Below are 19,463 nucleotides of genomic sequence, written 5' to 3'. Positions count from 1 at the left end.
TTGGAAGTGGAATGGATTTGTTTGTAATTGAAATGGAAAAGTACAGAAACCATTTTATGCAGAAATTAAATATCAATTATTCCTAATCTTCTCTCTAAATTCTAAAGGCGCCATTTGGGTTCTTTTTTTAAATAGTGTACTAAATGACTGCGGATGTTCAAAACCAAGATCATAAGCAATTTCACTCACAGATAATTCTGTAGCAGATAGTTTTTCTTTGGCTTTATTAATTAGCTTTTCATAAATATGTTCTTTTGTATTTCTTCCGGTGTGTATCTTTAGGAAATCGCTGAGGTAATTTGGAGAAAGATTCATAGCATCTGCAATCATGGCTACGCTTAAAAGACCTTTCTCTGCAGCTCTATCACTATAGTAATAATTAATAAACTTTTCGAACTTAGCAAGAAGTGCATGACTGTTGTTTTTTCGCGTTATGAATTGTCTTTCATAAAATCGGCTTGAATAGTGTAAAAGCAGATCAATCTGCGAAAGGATAATATCCTGAGTATGATGATCAATATGCTGACATTCTTTGTCAATTCGATCGAGTATTTCAATAAGGTATTTTTCTTCTTGTTCTGAAAGATGTAATGCTTCATTTACAGCGTAAGAGAAAAATCCAAAATCGAATATTTTCTGTGCCAGCGGATGTTTCAAAATAAAATCTTCATGAAATATCAGCAAATAACCCGCTCCGCATTCCATATTATGTAAGTCCAAATACTGCACCTGATTAGGGGCAGTAAAACTTAAAACGCCTTTGTCATAATCGTAATGTCCTTGACCGTATCTAATTTTTCCTTTAGCGTCTCTTTTTAGAGCAACACAATAAAATTTATTGACAAATCCTTTCCAGATTTCATCTTCCAGAAAAATACTTTCAGATAAATTGATCACACTTACCATAGGATGTTTGGGTTCTGGAAGAGAAAGCAGTCGGTGAAAAGCAGATACGGATGCAATTGTGTTCATAATTAGCTTTTTTAAGTTTAATCTAAAAGTCCCATACTGAACTCATCATAAGGAGCTCCAGTATCTGTTCCTAAAGGTACAATACTTTCCAGTTTTAAAAGATCAGATTGACTCAATTCTATATTTGCGGAAGCAATATTTTGTTCCAAATATTTTCTGCGCTTAGTTCCCGGAATAGGTACAATTCCTTTGCTGATGATCCATGCCAAAGCCAGCTGGGATGAGGTTACATTTTTTTCTTCAGCAATTTTTTCAACTGCTTTTACCAGTTCAATATTTTTATGAAAATAGTTTTCCTGAAAACGAGGAATAGCTCTGCGGAAATCATTTTCGGGAAGATCATCAATAGAACGAATTTGTCCTGATAAAAAACCACGTCCTAAAGGCGAATACGCAACAAAACCGATTCCTAATTCCTCCAATGTTTTTAGTACACCTCTTTCTTCTGCAGTTCTTTCAAATAAAGAATATTCACTTTGAACAGCAGTTATAGGATGAACATTATGAGCTTTTTGTATAGTTTCAGAGGACACTTCCGAAAGTCCAATGTATTTCACTTTTCCTTCCTTAACAAGTTCACTCATTGCACTTACCGTTTCTTCAATTGGGGTATTTTTGTCCAAACGATGCATGTAATACAGATCAATACAATCTGTATTTAAATTTTTAAGTGAACGTTCAACCGCTTTTTTGATATAATTTCGACTTCCATTGATGGCCCAAGTTACCTTTCCATTGTCATCAATTTCCCAGCCGAATTTTGTGGCTAAAATATATTTATCACGTTCTTTTCCAATAGCTTTTGCTATTAATTGCTCATTTTTTAAAGGCCCGTACAAATCTGCCGTATCTAGAAAATTGCCTCCAAGTTCTAGCGAACGATGAATCGTATAAATCGCTTCTTTTTCGTCAGCCGGACCGTACATATTTCCTTCTTCAAATCCGGTCATTCCCATGCATCCCAAACCAATTTGCGGAATGATTAATCCTTGATTTCCTAATTTAATCTGTTTCATCTTTTAGAGTTTTATTTGAATACAAATTTCTAAATAAGATCATGGTTTCAGGTTTGCAGTTTACGGAAGTTTGTATGCAGATTACAGGTCTTAATAAAACATAAATCTAAAATATCCATATCACCGATTTTAGCTTTTCTGTGCTAAAAGAATCTAGTTTTAAGATTTCCTAATACTATAATGCCTATTCAAATTTTAAAAACTTGAATAGGCATCAGTATTTTGCTTCTTTTATGTCGATTATTTGTTAGGCGCCACATCTCCACGGCGTATAGGCACATGGATAGCTTTATATTGTGAAGCAAATTTTCCTTTTTCGGAAGCTTCTTTGGCGGTAAAAAAGTTTTCTAAAGCGATAGCAACCTGAAAAGAGAAATCAGTTGAATATACATTTGGATTCATAGAAGTGCCACAGTCTATGTTTTGAAACCATTTCATCCACTCATCGCTGCCACCACCCACAGGAGGAGTTTTACCACCGTCTGGAGCTGCATTTGGCGGAACTAATGAAGTTACTGCCGGATACTGAGCTGCATTATGACATGACATACATGATACAGTGTTCAAATCTGCAGGTCCGTCTAATCGGCCATTCCATCCAAGGTGCTGCGGTGGAAGATTTGGACTTTCGAAAATCACGGTTTCTTTAAGGTCTTTATTTACTTCTGTCTTGATTGGCGGATATGGAGATGTTTTGTTTATTCTATTTTCCGGATCATTACCCCATGTAAGTCCAACAGGTACCAGATTCATTAATTTGTTTTTATTATTCAATTTACCATTGTAACAAAACGTTCCAAATACCCATCCGGTTCCCTCTGGATTGCTTGCGCTTCTATCTGCTCTTGGGTCTCGTATCGAAATATCCATTTGTAAAAGATGGACATCAGCTACAGCTCTTTTGTCTGATTTCCAGAAATTTTCAGTGATGTAGGCTTTCCACGTTAATGGATTTACCAGATAATCTACGAAATCAGTTCCTTTTGGTGCGTCAGTAAAAAGTAGTTTTACAAACACAGTTCCTGTTGGAAATCCGCCATCATCGTATCGTTTATCCAATACTTTAATATTCGGATTTTGTGGATCTTTCCACATTTTGCCCATAGCATAACCAGCTTTGTCATTGATTAAAGTAATGGCATAAACGGAATAATCTCCCTCAACACCTTTAAGTCCTGGCCCTAGTTGATAAGGTCCTAGAGGAGCTTCTTTAATAAGACCATGAAAACCTTCCGTACCTCCGTTTGGCGGATAAGCATTTGGTCCTTCAACACTTGGGTGCAGCCACGGAATATGATACCAGTCGCGAACTTTATTTTTGTATGGATTCCACTCTTCTGTGTTTCCTTCAAAACCATAATCGCGAACAGCTTCTATATATTTTAAAGGTTCTTTTTTGAAATCAATATCAAGAAATTTGGGCATTTCTTTAGGCATTTCGGTTGGGAAATCTGTTTTGAGACGAAATATCGGCTGATCCGAATATTTTTCTCGGTATTCCTGCGGACTTACCATATAACCGAAATCGGGAAAGCCGTTTTCTTCATAATTTTGTTGTTCTAATACAGCTAAGGCTTTGCTCTTTTTTGCTGTAGGTTCTTCTTCAGTTTTTTGATTGCAGGAAGCAAACAGGGCGGAAATTGCTATTATCAGCAATGGTTTAAATTGTTTCATAACATCTAGAAATTTGTTTTTGGTTTAATTATTCTACTAGGTTTTTTTCAGTTATTTCACAGGCTCTGCGTACTTCTTGTACGGTAGCTGGGGCGTCTAAGCGAAAAAGAGGGGAAAGGTTTCGCTCTTTTCTCGAAGCACGGATGGCATCTTTTATGGCAAAGAAGACACTGTTCGCAAGAACTAGAGGAGGTTCGCCAACTTCTTTTGCAGAAAATATTTGGTTAGGATCTTCAGGAATGCTTTTTACCGAATCTTCATCTCTAGGGAAAAGAAACGTATTCATTTCCAGTGGAATAGTGGTTACGGCAGGAATTTTATAGCGCCAGGTATTGGTTGAATTTAAGCGTCCTATATTTGGTCCCTCCGTTTCTGATACTAGTTTTTCAGTTAAAAGATAGCCGATACCTTGAACAAAAGCACCTTCAATTTGTCCGATGTCAATAGCAGGATTCATACTCCATCCCATATCATAAATAATGTCAGAGCTGATGATTTTTACTTCTCCAGTAAGAATATCCACTTCAGTAACAGAGCACGCTACCGAATAGGTAAAACCGACAAATGAATCAACCCCGCCGCCAAGATGTGCATTTTTAGTACGTTCTATACCGGGAATATTAGGTTGGTCTGCTTCTGTTTTAAATGTCATAGCCGGAATTTGTACTTCACCGCCTTTTATTTTCGTATTAAAGGAAGCAATCAGATTAACACGCTGGGATGCTGCTAAATTGACAAGCTGCTGCCAGATCATGATTTCATTTCCGCTGCTGTTCTTAACCCTTTTAGCCCAGCCTTTATTTTCGCCTGCACCGTAGTTCCAAAAATCTATGTTTTTATTTTTACACCATTCTTCTCCGTTTTCCTTCAGCATTTGGTAACCAAATTCCATAAGTCTTGCTCGCATGTCTTCGCAGGTTTGTTTTACGGCTTCACAAGAATACGGAGTTCCGGTAGAACCTCCTGTACTGGTAGGGTTTGGGGTTACGCTTGTATTGACATTATCAATAAAAATCATTTCCATCGGGATTCCTAAGACATAGGCAGCGACTTGTTGTGCCTGAGTTACTAAACCCTGCCCAATTTCAACGCCTCCTTGATGGATTATCACCGTTCCGTCACTTGAGTTTACCACTACAATAGCGGCTGATTGTTCTAACGCAAGTAAGTTGTATCCTGAACCATATTTTACAGGAATCATAGAAATTCCTCTTTTTACCCATTTGTTGTCTTTGTTGAAATTTTGAACTTCTTCGTATTTGGATTCAAAATTTGAAACTTTCTTTGCGTAAGCCCATACTTGTTTCATATAGCAATAAGTAAGCGCCTGCCCAAACGGAGTCACATCACCACGGTCGTAAAGGTTTTTTTCACGTAAATCTTCTGGTCTCATATCGATGGAAACTGCTGCATCGTCTATTGCATTTTCAACAATATTCTTTCCTTGTACATCTCCAAAAGCACGCATTGCAGTGCTGGGAGCTGTATTGGTGCGGCAGACGTCGATTTGGCTTTCAAAATTTTGAATTTTATAAGCATTATCGGTACGAAGCTGTACGCAGTTAGAAACAATGAATGAACAGTCATAAAAGGCACCGCCATCGCCCCACATTTTTAGTTGAAAACCGTGCAGTATTCCCTTGTTTTCTGGTTTATATTGTCCTGTATCAACAGCAATTTCATATTCACCATAATAAGCATGACGTTTTCCTATCATGGCGGTATCTTCATCACGCGGAATTACTAATCGAACAGGAGTTTTGGTCGCTTTTGCCGCTACTGCAGTTGGTCCGGCAACAAAACGGGTTTGTTCGGTTTTTCCTCCAAATCCGCCTCCAACAGGTGGAACCTTTACTTCAATTTGATGATGGTACATTCCTAATGATAAGGCAACTGTATCGTGCATAGCTGCAGGACTTTGAACTGAGGGCTGCACTTTCATGCGTCCTTCATCAATTGGAGTTACAATACAGGCTTGTGGTTCCATATAAAAATGTGCTTGCCCGCCACAAAGCTGTGAAGCAGTAACAACTGTGCAAGGAATATTGTCTACATTTTCTTTTCGAGCCGTTATTTCTTCTTCTCGGATGAGTGTTTTAGGCGCCGTTGGCTGATGTTTTTTCACCCAGTCAAATTGACTTCCGGGGCGGGTTATTTTCCAAATATGAGAGGCAAAAGAAGCGGAGACAGGTGCATCTGGAAAAATACTTCCTTTTTTAATAGCATCTAATAAATCTATAATAGGTTCGCTCCATTCTCCCGTCCACGGAGTTCCTGGTTTGGTGTATTGTACGCATTTTTCAGAAACATATGCCGCAATTTTGATGGCTTCCTGTTCATTTGAAGCCAATATCATAGCAATAGATTGGCCTACATAACTTACTAATTGTTCTGCAAAAAGCGGCTGGTCATTTCCCATTCCTTGGTAATTACGACCTCCGTTTTTAATATTTTCGTAAGTGATGATATCTGTAAAAGCGGGAAATTTATCTTTTAAATGTGCTCGTAATTCTGCAATTGTCGCATTCTTTTCATAGACAGCAAAAGAATAATTCATAAGCGCTCTCTGACTTTGGACAAATGCTCCATTTAAAGTAAGCGGCGGCACTGGAAGTTCGTGCGTGTAATGAGTTTGTCCTGATGTTTGGTACATCGCTGTGACTTTGATATAAGGCTGTGCAACAGGCGCTTTATAATCTTGGGGTTTGTAATTTTGGATCCCATCACTCACAGGCCAATTTCCCCATTTATTATCTGCAATTGAAAGAAGGTTTTTAGGAATTGAAATCCCTTTAACTGTTAGAGCATTTACAACTGATTTGTAAAAAAATGAAACGGCTAATTGTGTGCGGTATTCTAAAGTAAAACCTTCATTTGGAACTTCTTTCATGCGTTCTTCCTGTGCAATAAGTTCATTATAGACTTCTTTTGACAGAATTTTTAAGAGCGTATCGATATTTTTTAATGTTACCTTTTCATTTTTCATTGCTTTTTCAGTCTCTGCTGCTCTCCACGGATACGGAGCAATACCACCAAATGTAATTATTGCCGATTTTACGATGGATTCATCGTTTATATTAAAATTAGTAGTAGCATTTACAATACTGTGAGCGTTCACTTCACGAAGTGCGACTTTTTGTGCAAATACAATATCATTGCTGTCTCTTAATGAAACTTCATACGATTTTAGAACAATATTATCGGCCAGTTTCGGATCAATTTTGACTGCTTCAACAAGTTCTTGGGCTGTTTGTATATATTCTTTGAATTGGCCATTTTTTTCTAATAAGAGATAAGTAATTTTTGCTTCTACCGCAAATAAAACCGTAAAAAGATCAGATGGAAAAGGTTCTCCCGTATGTATGGGAATGTGTTTTAATACCAACATCGTATTACCTCCAATTGTAGCAGCATTACGAACGATACGGCCGGCGGTTCTGCGTGCCATATAATCTAATGCTTCTAAAGTAGTAATATCAGATTTTGATGTTTTTTTAGTGTTGTGTTTGGCTTTGTCAATACCTTCAGAAAGCAATTTTATTAAATCAGTATAGGTACAGCTGGCTGAAAATTCAAGATGTCCATTTGTTATTTCGTTCTTGATATTGAGTTCTTTAATAAATCGAATGTCAACATAAAATGTGGTGTCCAAATATTCATTTTTGTAAATTCCGTAAGAAGTGTTAGCATGAACCAGACGGATATTTTCGTTATTTTTTAGAATTTCAGCTAATTCCGATAATGTAGCAGGAGTTGCCCATCGATTAGTGGAAACTCCAGAAGCTGGCTGTTGAGCTTCAATAGGAAAGGGAATTTCTAGATTGCCAGGAAGCTGAGCTTTACTGACAGGATCTAATTTACAATCCATTTTCTTTATTTCATCAGTTTTACTCCAGTCAGAAGCAAAAGTTTTCATTCCCGTAAGTATGGAGCGATAACCTGTACAACGGCATAAATTTCCATCAAATGCCTGTTCTATTTCTTTTTTAGTTGCCTTTGGATTATTGTGTATGAATTCAGACATGTTCATTACAAATCCTACACTGCAGTAACCGCACTGGCTTCCATTGTTTAATGCCAATTGATAGGCCACGGGATTTATACCTGAATGTGTTTCTTCGGATGGAAATTCAGCGATTTCTTCTACGATTTTTACTTCAGCAACAGAAGTTCCGCTTTGAGTACTTTTGGCAATAGCTTCTTGAACAGCAATACGTTTGTTTTCGGCTTCTTTTTTGGCTTCATCGAGTACTGGAGAGTCGTCTTCGTCAAGCGTAACATTAGTACGTGTCGAACTGGATTTTTGCACTAAATGTTTAGGATCGGGTTTACGAGCGGCACCAGTTCCTTCGATAGTGGTAACCGAAAGTCCGCCTATTGCACAAACGGGTCTAAGGCAAGAGTTTATCGCTAAGTGATTGGCTTTTTGTTCTTTATCATCCCATTCAGATAAAATAACCGTACAACCGCCGCAGCCTCCTTGTCCGCATGGTTTTTTGGGTCCGCAAAGACCAACATTTGGAGATCTCAAATAATCAATTAATAGCAAATCTGGTGAAGGATTTTCTATGGTGGTAGGTTTTCCATTTAGAAAAAAATGTACAGTATTTTTCATAGCAATAGATTTGGTTTTTATTCTTTTGTTTTTTGAAAGTGTAATAGAATTGAAAAACTTGTAATACTGAAATAGCTATTTATGGGCTTATAGTTTAATTATTTATATCACCGTTTTTTGATTGAGATTTTAAATAATTAATTGGTAAGGGGATATAGAAACTAAGATGTAATTAATCTGTTTTTATTCAGAAGTATTATATCTAAACTTATTTAAAACCGTTGCTTTATTGAACCAGCATTGCTGGATTCCGTAAATATTTGATTGTTAAATAATAACAAATATAATATGGTGTTTTAAATGGAAACCAAGTACTAATACCTGTTTTAAGAATAACTCTAATAAAAAATATGTTCCTGAACATAAGGGAAGTAATTAGAAATTACATTTGTTCAAACTCAAATAAAAACTATATATAGATCACATAAACTATCTTTTTTTTCTATAATTTCCTCGTGATATTTTCTTTAATTAAGCGTTTTAATTTTTAAGAATTAGGCTGCTTATTAAATAAACACTACCTTTCCATTGAATTTAATAAATAGCAGTACGGTGGAGTCATTAGATATTACAGATTATAAGTATACATTTTTAAAAACGGGTGGTGATTTAGGTAGACTTATTAATGATTTCAAATGGCACAATACAACTCTTGGATCTATTGAATTTTGGAGCGAAAATCTTTGTTCTTCGCTAAGTATTCTGCTTGGTTCTTCTGTTCCTTCATTTTTGGTATGGAGCGATGAACATTATTTTTTTTACAATGATTCCTTTCGTCCCTTCTTAAAAAATTTCGTTGTTGATTCTGATATTTTAGGCAGCCCTGTAAATGAGGTGCTGCACTCAGAATGGAAAACGGCTGCTTCTACATTGAATACTATGGCAGCTAGTAAAATAGCGAAATATGAAGACAATATTACCACATCGCTCATTCAAAATGCTATTGTAAAAGATGTCTATTTAACTCTTAGTTATAGGGCTGTATTTGATAAAAAAGGAGCCACAAAAGGTTTTTTTGTAACCTGCATCGAAAGTTCTGCAGCTATACCGGCGCTTATACAATCCAGCAGCGCTAGATCACAGCTAAACAGCGTATTAATGCAGTCTAATGCTGGAATCGCACAGGCGAATATAGAAGGCCGTATTATTGAAGTTAATGAACGTTACTGCCAGATGCTTGGTTATAGCCGTGAAGAGATTCTAAAAATGAATTTAGGAGAACTTACACATCCTGATGATTTAGAACAAAATAAGATTTTACTGCAAGACTGTATTGTGAATGGGAATGATTTTTTGATGACAAAACGGTATGTGTGTAAAAACGGAAATGAAATCTGGGTCAATAATAGTGTTTCTCTCGTTATTGATTCTGAAAATAGAAAATATTTAACGGCAATTGCTATTGATATTACAGAGCAGAAAGAAAAAGAAAAAAAACTGATTGCCAGCGAAAATCGCTTTAAAAGCCTCGTGGGCAAAGCACCTGTTGGGACTGCTTTATTTCGAGGCAGAGAATTTTATCTAGATCTTGCCAATGATGTAATGCTTGGTTACTGGAAAAAAGACAATGCTATAATTGGAAAGAAAATAACAGACGTTCTTTCCGATATTACCAATAATGAGTTTTTTGAACGTTTAACACAGGTGTATGTTTCAGGTTCCGTTTACAAAGCTTCTGGTGCTTTAATTGTAAATAAAAAAACAGGCGAAAAGAATTATTTTGATTATTCCCTAACACCGCTTTTTGATGAAAATAATGCTGTTTATGCCATTCTTCATATTTGTTCAGATGTTACCATAAGTGTTAAAGCGCAAAATCAGATTGCAGAAAATCATAATCAGCTCGCCTCTATATTTGAGCAGTCTCCCGTTGGTATTGCTACTTTAACTGTTACTGAAGAACTTGTTTTTCAAAGTGCAAATGCTTTTTATTGTGAGCTTGTAGGACGCGAAAAGAAAGAAATAATAGGTAAGCCACTGCTCGAAGCCCTTCCCGAAATAAAAGGACAGGGATTTGATGGGCTTTTAAGAGAGGTTATAAATTCTGGTAAAGCTTATGTAGCCAATGAAGTCGAAGTTGAACTGTTCCGAAATGGAAAACTTGAATATGTTTATGTAGATTTAACCTATCAGCTGCATCATAATCTGGAAGGCCAGCCTAATATTGTTTTGGTAATTGCTACAGATGTAACCAATCAAGTGCTAAGCCGTCGAAAAGTAGAGGAAAGTGAAGCGAAGATGCAGAGCATTATTGCAGCAGCTCCAGCAGGTATCGGGTTGTTTGTAGGACGTGATTTGATCATTGAAAATCCAAATCAGACTTTTATTGACATTGTGGGTAAAGGACCAAACATTGTGGGACTTCCATTAAGAGAAGCAATGCCGGAACTGATTACAGAAGGGCAGGCTTATTTGAAAATTTTAGATGATATTTTTGAAACAGGAATTCCATTTATTTCTCCAGCATCATTAGTAAAAATAAATCAGAATGGGGTTTTAAATAATAATTACTATAATATCTCGTATACGCCGATTTATAATAATGAAGGGGAAATTTATGCCATATTGGACATCGCAATTGATGTAACAGCTCAAGTAAAAGCACAGCAAGAAAAAGAAGAAAGTGAGGCTCATCTTGAATTATTACGAGATACAGTTCCAGCCATGATATTCTATTTAGATAAAGAAATGCGTTACTGTTCTTATAATTCTGTTTTTATGGATTGGTTTTCAGTTGGTAAACAAGAAGCAATTGGTAAAACAGTACGAGAATTCATTGGAGAAGCAGCGTATGCTAAAACTCTTCCGCATTTGACTATAGCCTATGGCGGAGAGCAGGAACGATACGAAATGTTTGCTCCTTCAAGAATGGGCGTTGATCGCTGGCTCAGTATAGTGTATACTCCTCACAAAAATGCACAGGGAGAAGTAATTGGACTCATTGTTCATGCAACAGATATTACACAAAGTAAACAAACAGAAATTGCGCTTAGAGAAAGTGAATCGAAACTTTTAACGGTTATCGAAGCTGCTCCAGTGTCCATTTGTCTTTTTGTCGGAGAAGATCTACGTATCGAAAATCCGAATCATCCTTTTATTGCAAATGTCAATAAAGGGAACTCTATACAAGGAATGTCAATTCGAGATGTATTTACAGACGCTCATTCAAAGGAATTAATTAATGATGTAGAAAGAGTATATCGAACTGGAGAAAACTTTAATGCAGACGGAATTCCTGGTATTCATTTTAAAGATAACCAGCCTACATATTATAATTTAAGTCTCACACCGTTATTGGATGATGCTGATAATGTTTATGCTGTTCTTTATGTAAGTTCTGATGTTACCAAAGAAATTACATCAATTAAAAAAATAGAACAAGCAGAAGAAGCCCTGCGTGCAGCAGTAGAAATTGCCGAAATGGGTACTTGGTCTATTGATGTCGCTACAGGTGTAACCACTGTTTCATCACGTCATGCTGAAATATTTGGATTTAAAAACACTACCATGCCAGTTGAAGAAGCAAGATCGGTAATTAAAGAATCTGATCTTGAAAGAGTTGCTCAGGCTTTGGCTGCTGCTAAGAACAAAGAAACAGGAGGAAAATACGAATCAGAATATAAAATTATTAATGGGATTACCGGACAGGAACGTATTATACATTCTGTGGGGCAGACGTATTTTAATGAAGAAGGTAAACCACTTGTAATTAGCGGTACTGCTAAAGATATTACGCTTCAAAGAGAAATGCAGTTAGCATTAGAAAATGAAGTAAAGTTAAGAACCAGCGAACTGGCAAGTGTACTCTATAAACTAAAAGAAACAAATAAAGAACTAGAACAGTCTAATTACGCACTCAAACACTCAAACGAAGAACTTGCTCAATTTGCCTATGTAGCAAGTCATGATTTGCAGGAACCATTGCGTAAAATCAGGTTTTTTGCCGATATGCTGGAAAATGGAAGCTCATCACTCAATTCTGTAGAAATAATTAAAAAGATAGGAACTTCTGCAGAACGTATGAGACAGCTTATAGGTGATTTGCTAACTTTTTCGCGTTTGATTCAGCCAGAAAAAATATATCAGCCAGTAGACTTAAATGCTGTAATTGGAAATATATGGATTGACTTTGAACTTATGATTAAGGAGAAAAATGCGTCAATTAAAATTAAGGAATTGCCAGTTGTACAAGCTTCTGGTTTACAAATGAATCAATTGTTTTACAACTTGGTTAGTAATTCTCTTAAGTTTACAAATCCAGAAGTTACTCCAGAAATTACAATTAGTTCATCAATAGTAAGTCCCGAATTTGTTTCTGATTTTACCAACAGTCCGCTCCAGCCGTTTAATTTTCATCACATAATTTTTAAAGATAATGGGATTGGTTTCGAGAAAAGTTTTGAAAATCAGATTTTTGAAATTTTTAAACGCCTCCATCCGCAAAATATATATCCAGGATCTGGAATTGGTCTGGCATTATGCCGAAGAATTGTTATGAATCATCAAGGAGTTTTGCATGCAGAATCAGAACCAGATAAAGGCAGTTCGTTTCATGTTTTTCTGCCAGTTATGATCTAAATTTATTTTTCACTATGCTGCATGATTTCGATTGTTTTTTTTAGGTGTAATGCATTAAAAGCGGCATATCCTTTTTCATCATTATCGAAAAATATAAAAACATCTTTGGTTTCTAACCATTTTATACATTGATCTGCCCATTCTTTTAAAGTTTCATCAGAATAACTTCCTTGATATTTAACAGAAGTAGGACCATGCAGGCGGACATAAACAAAATCAGCGGTAACTTTTATAGGTGAAATATGACCGGCTAATTCATAAATACAAAATGCACAATTGTATTTTTCTAAAAGCTGATACACTTCGGGCAGATACCAGCTCGAATTGCGAAATTCAAATACATATCGGTTTTTGGGAGAAAGAGCCATTAAAAAATCTTCGAGAAGTCTTAAATCGACTTTTAGAGAAGGAGGAAGCTGAAATAAAACAGCACCTAGTTTTTTCTCTAAAAATTTAACTTTCTCCATGAAAATCAGCATACTGTCTTCTGGATCATGAAGTTTTTTCATATGTGTAATAAAACGGTTTGCTTTTATCACGTACACAAAATCTTCAGGTACTTGACTTTCCCAATTTTGAAATGTTGCATCTGATGGCATTCCGTAAAAAGTATTATTAATTTCTACAGAATTGAAGTTATCGATGTAATAAGAAAATTGATCTTTTACTTTTACGTTTTCAGGATAAAATGTATTACGCCAATGTTTGTAAGCCCATCCAGAAGTTCCTATATGTATAAAGTGATTTTTCATGATATTCAAATTATATCTTGAAATTAAAAAATATCAAGTCGAAAATTTTACAAATCAATTTGATATCATTATAGGATTGTCACTAGTTAAAATAATTTAAAAACCCGTTTGAAGATTCTTCAAACGGGTTTCTTTTTATCTGTTTCGATTAGGATCTGTACCAGATTCGTCGTTTTCATTAAAATCTTTCCGATTCAGATCTTCATCGGTGTTGTAACTTTCCTCTTCTTCGAGTTCATCATTATCATCATCATCAAATTCTTCATCGAATGCGTCACCTCCCGGATTTTCATTATCGATTGTAGGATTGTTGATTTCATTTTGATCAAAGTCATTGCCGTAATCAGGCTCTGCATTATCGCTTATGGAATGATCTGAAGGCGGTGCATCAATGTCAATATCATCATATTGGTGATCGTCTTCATATCGTGTTTCGTCATCTTGAAAATATTGGTCTTCCGGACTGTAATTTTCTCTGTTATCTAAATTCATATCTTTATTTTTTAGTTGTTCCTTTTTTAGAATCAGAAGTTTTTGTGGTACTTTTTTTAGTGCTTTTTTTATCAGTTTCTTTAGTACTTTCAGAACCTTTTGCAGCATTTGAAGTTTTCATAATAATAGTTTTTAAGTTGTTATGGGGTAAAAGTAAGTCGCTCTTCTATTTAAAATTTATACTACATACTTACTGTAATTACATAATTTACAGCTTGTTGTTTTATAGTATTTCCTTTTTTCCTGTTTCTACCCAATTTAAAGCTTGTTGAAATGCGTCTTTTTTAAAACCCTTAAACTCGCCTGGAACGAAATAACTGAAACTATTCGTAAATGAAATTGCTTTTTCAGAATCAGTTACGATCGCAGCACGATTCCATTTTCCAAGATTTTTTAAACCTAGCAAAGCATCTTCCATCCAGGCTGCAGCAGTAAAATTTTTAATTTCGGTATCGATTAAAAACAGAAAATTTATTTCATTGATTTTTTCTGCAAGTTTTGTTACCTCAGGTACGAGAACATTTTTATAATCGTCGGCTGTTACTTCTCCAACAGCTCTAAAAGCGGCAGTATTCGCCGGAGCATCAATTATCTGTATCATAAGTATTGCATTTTTCTATTCTTAATAAAGTTAGAGAGACTTCTACAAAAAGATTTTATAAATCAATAATCCTTTTTTATAGAATATCTATCTCATAAACAAATGGTTATGAGTGATTATTTTGTAAATATCAATTCCAATTTTGTAAGAATGAATGGAATTAGGAATCTAAATTTGGAACAGTTTAATTATTTAAAAAAAAATACTATTATGAAAACTACAGAAACTAAAAAAACAAGTACAAAAAAGGCTCCTGCAAAACAAGCTTCTTCAAAACAAACTTCTGCCAAACAAACACAAAAGGGACAAACTGTAAAAGCTAAATCCGATGCTGCAGAAGGTTTAAGAGAATTATTTATAGATTCTTTAAAAGATATTTACTGGGCTGAAAAAGCATTAACGAAAGCACTTCCAAAAATGGCTAAAAATGCAACTTCAGAAAATCTAATCACTGCTATTAACGAGCACTTAACGGTTACTGAAGGTCAAGTAGAAAGACTAGAGCAAGTTTTTGAAATTTTAGGAGAAAAAGCAGCGGCAAAAAAATGCGATGCTATGGAAGGTCTTATAAAAGAAGGCGAAAGTATTATGGAAGAAACACAGCAAGGACCAGTACGTGATGCAGGAATTATTAGTGCTTCGCAAAAAATTGAACATTATGAAATTGCTTCTTACGGGACACTTGCCGCATTTGCTTTAACTTTAGAGGAAGAAGAAGCTGCAGCTTTATTACAGCAAACTTTAGAAGAAGAAAAAGAAGCTGATACTATTTTAACGGAAGCGGCTTACAATACTATCAATTTTGATGCATCTGAAGAAGATCAGCAAGATGAAGAATAATTTGTTAGCTTTCTTTAAAGTAAAAAACCTGTAATCATTCATTTTGATTACAGGTTTTTTATTTAAGTCAATAAATCAAATGCTTTAAATTATTTGGCAAAGAATTTAATAATAGATTTCATTTGATTTACTGTCGTTTCCCAAGAAGTAGTATCTAATACTTTTCTATAATCTGATTCAAGATTTTTTAAATCTTTATTAGCTAAATCCTGAATTGCTTTTTTAAATTCCTCTGCTGTTTCAATTAAGGTGATACAATTATTACAATTACGTGCTATATCGACGATTTTTGTAGAAATGATGGGTTTTCTTGCGGCCATATATTCTAAAGTTTTGGCAGGATTGATGTATTTTGTTGTGTCATTTAGTACAAAAGGCATCATTGCAATATCAAAAGCTTTTAAATAATGAGGGAGCTCGTCATAACATTTGGCACCTAAGTAATAAATGTTTGAAGCTTGCGGCAAAGTCGATTCTTCAATTTTTCGTACAGGACCAATCATAACAAATGAAACATCAGGAAGTTTCTGAGCGGTCTGTTTTAAAAGATTCAAATCGAGTCTGTCATCAATGGTTCCATAAAATCCTGCGATAGGAGAAGGGATGTCGCCAATATCAGAAGGAATAGAAATGTTCTGCAGTGCTTTTGAAAAATGACGTTCGTCTACAGAACTTGGAAAATAATGTACATTATTATGAATTTGTTTTTTCAATTCATATAATGATTCGCCGTTAGTAAATACAATATCGGCATTTGCCATTAAATATTTTTCCTGATCAATTAACTGTTTGTCTGCATTTTTTACTGTAGAAAGTTCGTTCATACAATCGTATACAATTGTATCAAATTGGAATGATTCTAATAACGGACAAAAAGCTGGATCATAAAACCATCCCATTGGAATATGTGTGTTTTTAATGTATAAAGGCAGAATTTCTGCTATAGATTCTATGCTGCCAACATTCGGTTTCAGCACATGAAGTCTTTCTTTTATAACCGTTAAATTCCCCGCTTTTTTAATTTTGCTATTGTATGAAGGTTCTTCAATGTAAAGAATTTTCATAGTTTCTGCCATACGATTTACAATGTGCTGCGGACGTTGATAAACGCATTGCCATTCGATATTACTGAAAACAATCATGTCATATTGCTGCGCTTGATCTCCTAATAAAGCCGTTTCTACATGAGGATTTATTTTTACTGTTAAATTGCTGTCCATAATTCGATTTAATATGTTAGTTAGTGAATTGTAATGAATATAAATAAAAGGCAAATGTAGTTTTGATTTCAGCTGGATTCTTACAAATTAAATCGTTATAGTTCTATAATTTTCATTTTAAAATATTGATTTGAAGGTACAAACAGTTGTAAAAATTATAACGTTGAACCAAAATAGTGTAACTATTACTAGTTTAATAGTAGGAATTTTGACTAGTTAATTTTTTAAATCAAATCACAATGAATACTAATGTTTATAATCGTAATCAGGAACCTGTTTTGACATCTATTTTAGGAAATCAAATGTATTTTTCTGAAAATGACGAAAGAGAAAAAGGTGAGACAGAAAGACATCCGGCTCAAAAGCCCAATACAGGAGATTGGGGAGACGAAAGCGATTTTGAGGAAACAGATCGCGAAGAAAATCTGGGCAATGACAATAGCGGAGGTGCAGGAAGCACAGGAAGTGAATCGACTAACAGTTAAAAATAAAAAGAGCGGTAATTTTTACCGCTTTTTTTATTTACTATTAGGCATGAACCAAAACCGAATCCATAAATTTTCCTGTTATTATAGTTCCTTCATCGTCTTCCCATTGGGTAATAATATTTTCTATAAGTTCAGGTTCAAAACCAATTACTTTCATAACCGGTCCGCCAAATTCCTGTTTCACATTCTGACCTTTTTTAAATTTCGTTTCCATAATTGTTTTGATTTATACTACAAATTTCTAAAAAAGACATTTCATGTGTCTTATATTTTTCAGATCAGAATTTATAGATTTTAAATTGAAATAGGTCTAATCAGTGATTAATTGTGCATATCGTGCTTCTTAAGACTCTTTTGGTTCCATTTGAATTTATGGCAATCCTATAATTATGAGATCCTTATAGTATAAAAAACTATTCATTTTCTTTCTAAAATTTGCAACGAAACATAGGTTAAGTGTTTCATAAACAAATTGTTAATTAAAATTAATTGTTATGAAAAATTTATTTTTAATGGGATGTATGTTTTTGTGCTTCAGTTATATGTCGGCACAGGAGACAAATCCGCAGAAGAAAAAGTCTTCTACTAAAACGGATACTGTTCATCATAAACAGAACAAACAATATCCATCAACACGGAAGACTGATACAATCAATAAACAACGTACAGATAAAAAGAAAGGAACTCAAAAGCCAGTCGACAAGACTACAGTTCCACAACGAAAAGACACTATTAGTGGCACAAGACCATAAATATGTGGTATTTTTTCAATTTACTGTTATGATGAAGGCCTATCGACAGATAGGTCTTTGTTTTTAGTTTTGGATTTAAATTACAAAACAAGTTCTATATTCTGTAAGAATTATGGTTAATGATGTAATCATAACTTTTTTGTTTATAGTTACTTAGTATAAATTAATTTTAAAGAGTATTATTATGAAAGCAGCTGTTATTCATGGACCCGGCTCAATTAAATACGACACAGTCGATGATCCAATTTTGAAAGAAAAAGATGATATAGTTTTGAGAGTAACTTCTACAGCCATCTGTGGCTCTGATTTACATATTTATTCAGGAGGACTTCCACAGCCACGGCCAATGGTTTTAGGCCACGAGTTTATGGGAATCGTGGAAGAAACAGGTCCGTCAGTTACACACTTAAAGCGTGGTGATCGAGTGGTAGTTCCGTTTCCAATTGCGTGCGGAAATTGTTTTTTCTGCAATCATGATTCACAAGGAAACTGCGAACACAGTAATCCAGAACATTATGGCCCAGAAGGAGGTATTGTAACTCAAAAAGGAGGAGCATTATTTGGTTATACAGATTTATACGGCGGTTACGATGGCGGTCAGGCACAATACGTTAGAGTTCCTTATGCGAATTATGGGCCGCGAGTAGTGCCAGAAGATTTATCAGATGAACAGGTGCTTTTCCTGACTGATATTTTCCCAACAGGATACACTGGTGTTGACTGGGGAGAAATAAAAGGCGGTGAAACAGTTGCTATTTTTGGGTCAGGCCCTGTTGGTATTATGGCTGCTAAAAGTGCTTGGCTTAGAGGCGCTGGATTAGTGATTATTGTAGACACATTGCAATACCGTCTGGATAAAGCAAAAGCAACTACAGATGCCATTACTTTGCTTTGGGAAGACGGACCAAAAGATGTCATTGAGCAAATTCGCGCTATGACCAACGGACGTGGAGCTGATGTCTGCATTGATGCCGTTGGTTTCGAACCAGACCGCAATATAACCGACCGAATTAAAGCTACCATTAATTTTGAAAAAGGTTCTATAAAAGTATTAGAAGCGTGCATGAGCGCTGTAAGACGGAACGGAATAGTATCAGTATTAGGTGTTTATCCTGTTAATTATGATAATTTCCCCCTAGGACAGTTTTTTGACAAAGGAATCGTTTTAAAAGGAGGTCAGGCGCCTGCACACAAACACATAGACAAACTTTTGGATTATGTTATTCAAGGAAAAGTAAAATTGGATGATATAATTACCCACAGACTTCCATTATCTGAAATTTCGCATGCCTATGATATTTTTAAGAAAAGGGAAGACGGCTGTGTTAAAGTGGTTTTAGATCCTTGGAAATAATTTAAAAAAGGTGAAGTTATATTTTTTAACTCCACCTTTTTTTAGCCTATAATAAAAAACGCCTTCCCATTACAAGGAAGGCGTTTTTCTGCAAAAAAATAAATACAAG

Annotated in this window: 14 protein-coding genes; 5 read left to right on the top strand and 9 right to left on the bottom strand. The window is 35.1% G+C overall.

Annotation, left to right across the window (positions count from 1 at the left end; all coding sequences use genetic code 11):
• Positions 1–72 precede the first annotated feature (72 nt).
• The 4 genes from P2W75_RS09555 to P2W75_RS09540 form a co-directional block, all read right to left on the bottom strand.
• Positions 73–972, bottom strand: a complete 900-nt coding sequence (locus P2W75_RS09555) for an AraC family transcriptional regulator (protein WP_276380202.1) — start codon at positions 970–972, stop codon at positions 73–75.
• Positions 973–989: 17 nt separating this feature from the next.
• On the bottom strand, positions 990–1,988 hold the full coding sequence (locus P2W75_RS09550; protein ID WP_276380201.1) for an aldo/keto reductase: 999 nt from the start codon (positions 1,986–1,988) through the stop codon (positions 990–992).
• Positions 1,989–2,228: 240 nt separating this feature from the next.
• The gene (locus P2W75_RS09545) at positions 2,229–3,662 is read right to left on the bottom strand and encodes a hypothetical protein (protein WP_276380200.1); all 1,434 of its coding nucleotides are present in this window, start codon (positions 3,660–3,662) and stop codon (positions 2,229–2,231) included.
• Between the two features lie 28 nt (positions 3,663–3,690).
• Positions 3,691–8,277 (bottom strand): molybdopterin cofactor-binding domain-containing protein, encoded by a 4,587-nt coding sequence (locus P2W75_RS09540; RefSeq protein ID WP_276380199.1) that lies wholly within the window; start codon positions 8,275–8,277, stop codon positions 3,691–3,693.
• Positions 8,278–8,805: 528 nt separating this feature from the next.
• Between P2W75_RS09540 and P2W75_RS09535 the strand changes: the two genes are divergently transcribed.
• Positions 8,806–12,855, top strand: a complete 4,050-nt coding sequence (locus tag P2W75_RS09535; protein WP_276380198.1) for a PAS domain S-box protein — start codon at positions 8,806–8,808, stop codon at positions 12,853–12,855.
• A gap of 2 nt (positions 12,856–12,857) precedes the next feature.
• Here P2W75_RS09535 and P2W75_RS09530 read toward each other — a convergent pair whose 3' ends face one another.
• The 3 genes from P2W75_RS09530 to P2W75_RS09520 form a co-directional block, all read right to left on the bottom strand.
• Positions 12,858–13,607 carry a DUF72 domain-containing protein gene (locus tag P2W75_RS09530; protein ID WP_276380197.1) on the bottom strand — a complete coding sequence of 250 codons (750 nt, stop codon included), beginning with the start codon at positions 13,605–13,607 and terminating at the stop codon, positions 12,858–12,860.
• A 135-nt stretch (positions 13,608–13,742) separates the two neighbouring features.
• Positions 13,743–14,099 carry a hypothetical protein gene (locus P2W75_RS09525; protein WP_276380196.1) on the bottom strand — a complete coding sequence of 119 codons (357 nt, stop codon included), beginning with the start codon at positions 14,097–14,099 and terminating at the stop codon, positions 13,743–13,745.
• Positions 14,100–14,322: 223 nt separating this feature from the next.
• On the bottom strand, positions 14,323–14,700 hold the full coding sequence (locus tag P2W75_RS09520) for an STAS/SEC14 domain-containing protein (RefSeq protein ID WP_276380194.1): 378 nt from the start codon (positions 14,698–14,700) through the stop codon (positions 14,323–14,325).
• Positions 14,701–14,910: 210 nt separating this feature from the next.
• Here P2W75_RS09520 and P2W75_RS09515 point away from each other — a divergent pair, with 210 nt between their 5' ends.
• Entirely contained in the window at positions 14,911–15,540 is a 630-nt protein-coding gene (locus P2W75_RS09515; protein WP_276380193.1) for a ferritin-like domain-containing protein, read from the top strand.
• An 89-nt stretch (positions 15,541–15,629) separates the two neighbouring features.
• On the opposite strand, the gene P2W75_RS09510 is transcribed toward P2W75_RS09515, so the two are convergent.
• Positions 15,630–16,760 carry a glycosyltransferase gene (locus P2W75_RS09510; protein WP_276380192.1) on the bottom strand — a complete coding sequence of 377 codons (1,131 nt, stop codon included), beginning with the start codon at positions 16,758–16,760 and terminating at the stop codon, positions 15,630–15,632.
• Positions 16,761–16,999: 239 nt separating this feature from the next.
• Here P2W75_RS09510 and P2W75_RS09505 point away from each other — a divergent pair, with 239 nt between their 5' ends.
• A complete protein-coding gene (locus P2W75_RS09505; protein WP_276380191.1) occupies positions 17,000–17,245 on the top strand; it encodes a hypothetical protein in 246 nt (81 codons plus the stop codon).
• A gap of 43 nt (positions 17,246–17,288) precedes the next feature.
• Here P2W75_RS09505 and P2W75_RS09500 read toward each other — a convergent pair whose 3' ends face one another.
• Positions 17,289–17,462 carry a hypothetical protein gene (locus tag P2W75_RS09500; protein ID WP_207296441.1) on the bottom strand — a complete coding sequence of 58 codons (174 nt, stop codon included), beginning with the start codon at positions 17,460–17,462 and terminating at the stop codon, positions 17,289–17,291.
• A 298-nt stretch (positions 17,463–17,760) separates the two neighbouring features.
• On the opposite strand from P2W75_RS09500, the gene P2W75_RS09495 reads away from it, so the two are divergent.
• Together P2W75_RS09495 and P2W75_RS09490 are read left to right on the top strand one after the other, a co-directional pair.
• A complete protein-coding gene (locus P2W75_RS09495; RefSeq protein ID WP_276380190.1) occupies positions 17,761–18,000 on the top strand; it encodes a hypothetical protein in 240 nt (79 codons plus the stop codon).
• 184 nt (positions 18,001–18,184) lie between these two features.
• Positions 18,185–19,354, top strand: a complete 1,170-nt coding sequence (locus P2W75_RS09490) for a zinc-dependent alcohol dehydrogenase (protein WP_276380189.1) — start codon at positions 18,185–18,187, stop codon at positions 19,352–19,354.
• Positions 19,355–19,463 lie beyond the last annotated feature (109 nt).

Source organism: Flavobacterium sp. H4147, assembly GCF_029360735.1.
Taxonomy (GTDB): domain Bacteria; phylum Bacteroidota; class Bacteroidia; order Flavobacteriales; family Flavobacteriaceae; genus Flavobacterium; species Flavobacterium endoglycinae.
Note: the sequence above shows the minus strand (reverse complement) of the source record. Positions and strands in the feature narration are given on the sequence as shown.

Excerpts from the sequence above, each read along its gene's own strand:
- P2W75_RS09555 (WP_276380202.1), bottom strand. The coding sequence starts at position 972 with ATGAACACAATTGCATCCGTATCTGCTTTTCACCGACTGCTTTCTCTT.
- P2W75_RS09550 (WP_276380201.1), bottom strand. The coding sequence starts at position 1,988 with ATGAAACAGATTAAATTAGGAAATCAAGGATTAATCATTCCGCAAATT.
- P2W75_RS09545 (WP_276380200.1), bottom strand. The coding sequence starts at position 3,662 with ATGAAACAATTTAAACCATTGCTGATAATAGCAATTTCCGCCCTGTTT.
- P2W75_RS09540 (WP_276380199.1), bottom strand. The coding sequence starts at position 8,277 with ATGAAAAATACTGTACATTTTTTTCTAAATGGAAAACCTACCACCATA.
- P2W75_RS09530 (WP_276380197.1), bottom strand. The coding sequence starts at position 13,607 with ATGAAAAATCACTTTATACATATAGGAACTTCTGGATGGGCTTACAAA.
- P2W75_RS09525 (WP_276380196.1), bottom strand. The coding sequence starts at position 14,099 with ATGAATTTAGATAACAGAGAAAATTACAGTCCGGAAGACCAATATTTT.
- P2W75_RS09520 (WP_276380194.1), bottom strand. The coding sequence starts at position 14,700 with ATGATACAGATAATTGATGCTCCGGCGAATACTGCCGCTTTTAGAGCT.
- P2W75_RS09515 (WP_276380193.1), top strand. The coding sequence starts at position 14,911 with ATGAAAACTACAGAAACTAAAAAAACAAGTACAAAAAAGGCTCCTGCA.
- P2W75_RS09510 (WP_276380192.1), bottom strand. The coding sequence starts at position 16,760 with ATGGACAGCAATTTAACAGTAAAAATAAATCCTCATGTAGAAACGGCT.
- P2W75_RS09505 (WP_276380191.1), top strand. The coding sequence starts at position 17,000 with ATGAATACTAATGTTTATAATCGTAATCAGGAACCTGTTTTGACATCT.
- P2W75_RS09500 (WP_207296441.1), bottom strand. The coding sequence starts at position 17,462 with ATGGAAACGAAATTTAAAAAAGGTCAGAATGTGAAACAGGAATTTGGC.
- P2W75_RS09495 (WP_276380190.1), top strand. The coding sequence starts at position 17,761 with ATGGGATGTATGTTTTTGTGCTTCAGTTATATGTCGGCACAGGAGACA.
- P2W75_RS09490 (WP_276380189.1), top strand. The coding sequence starts at position 18,185 with ATGAAAGCAGCTGTTATTCATGGACCCGGCTCAATTAAATACGACACA.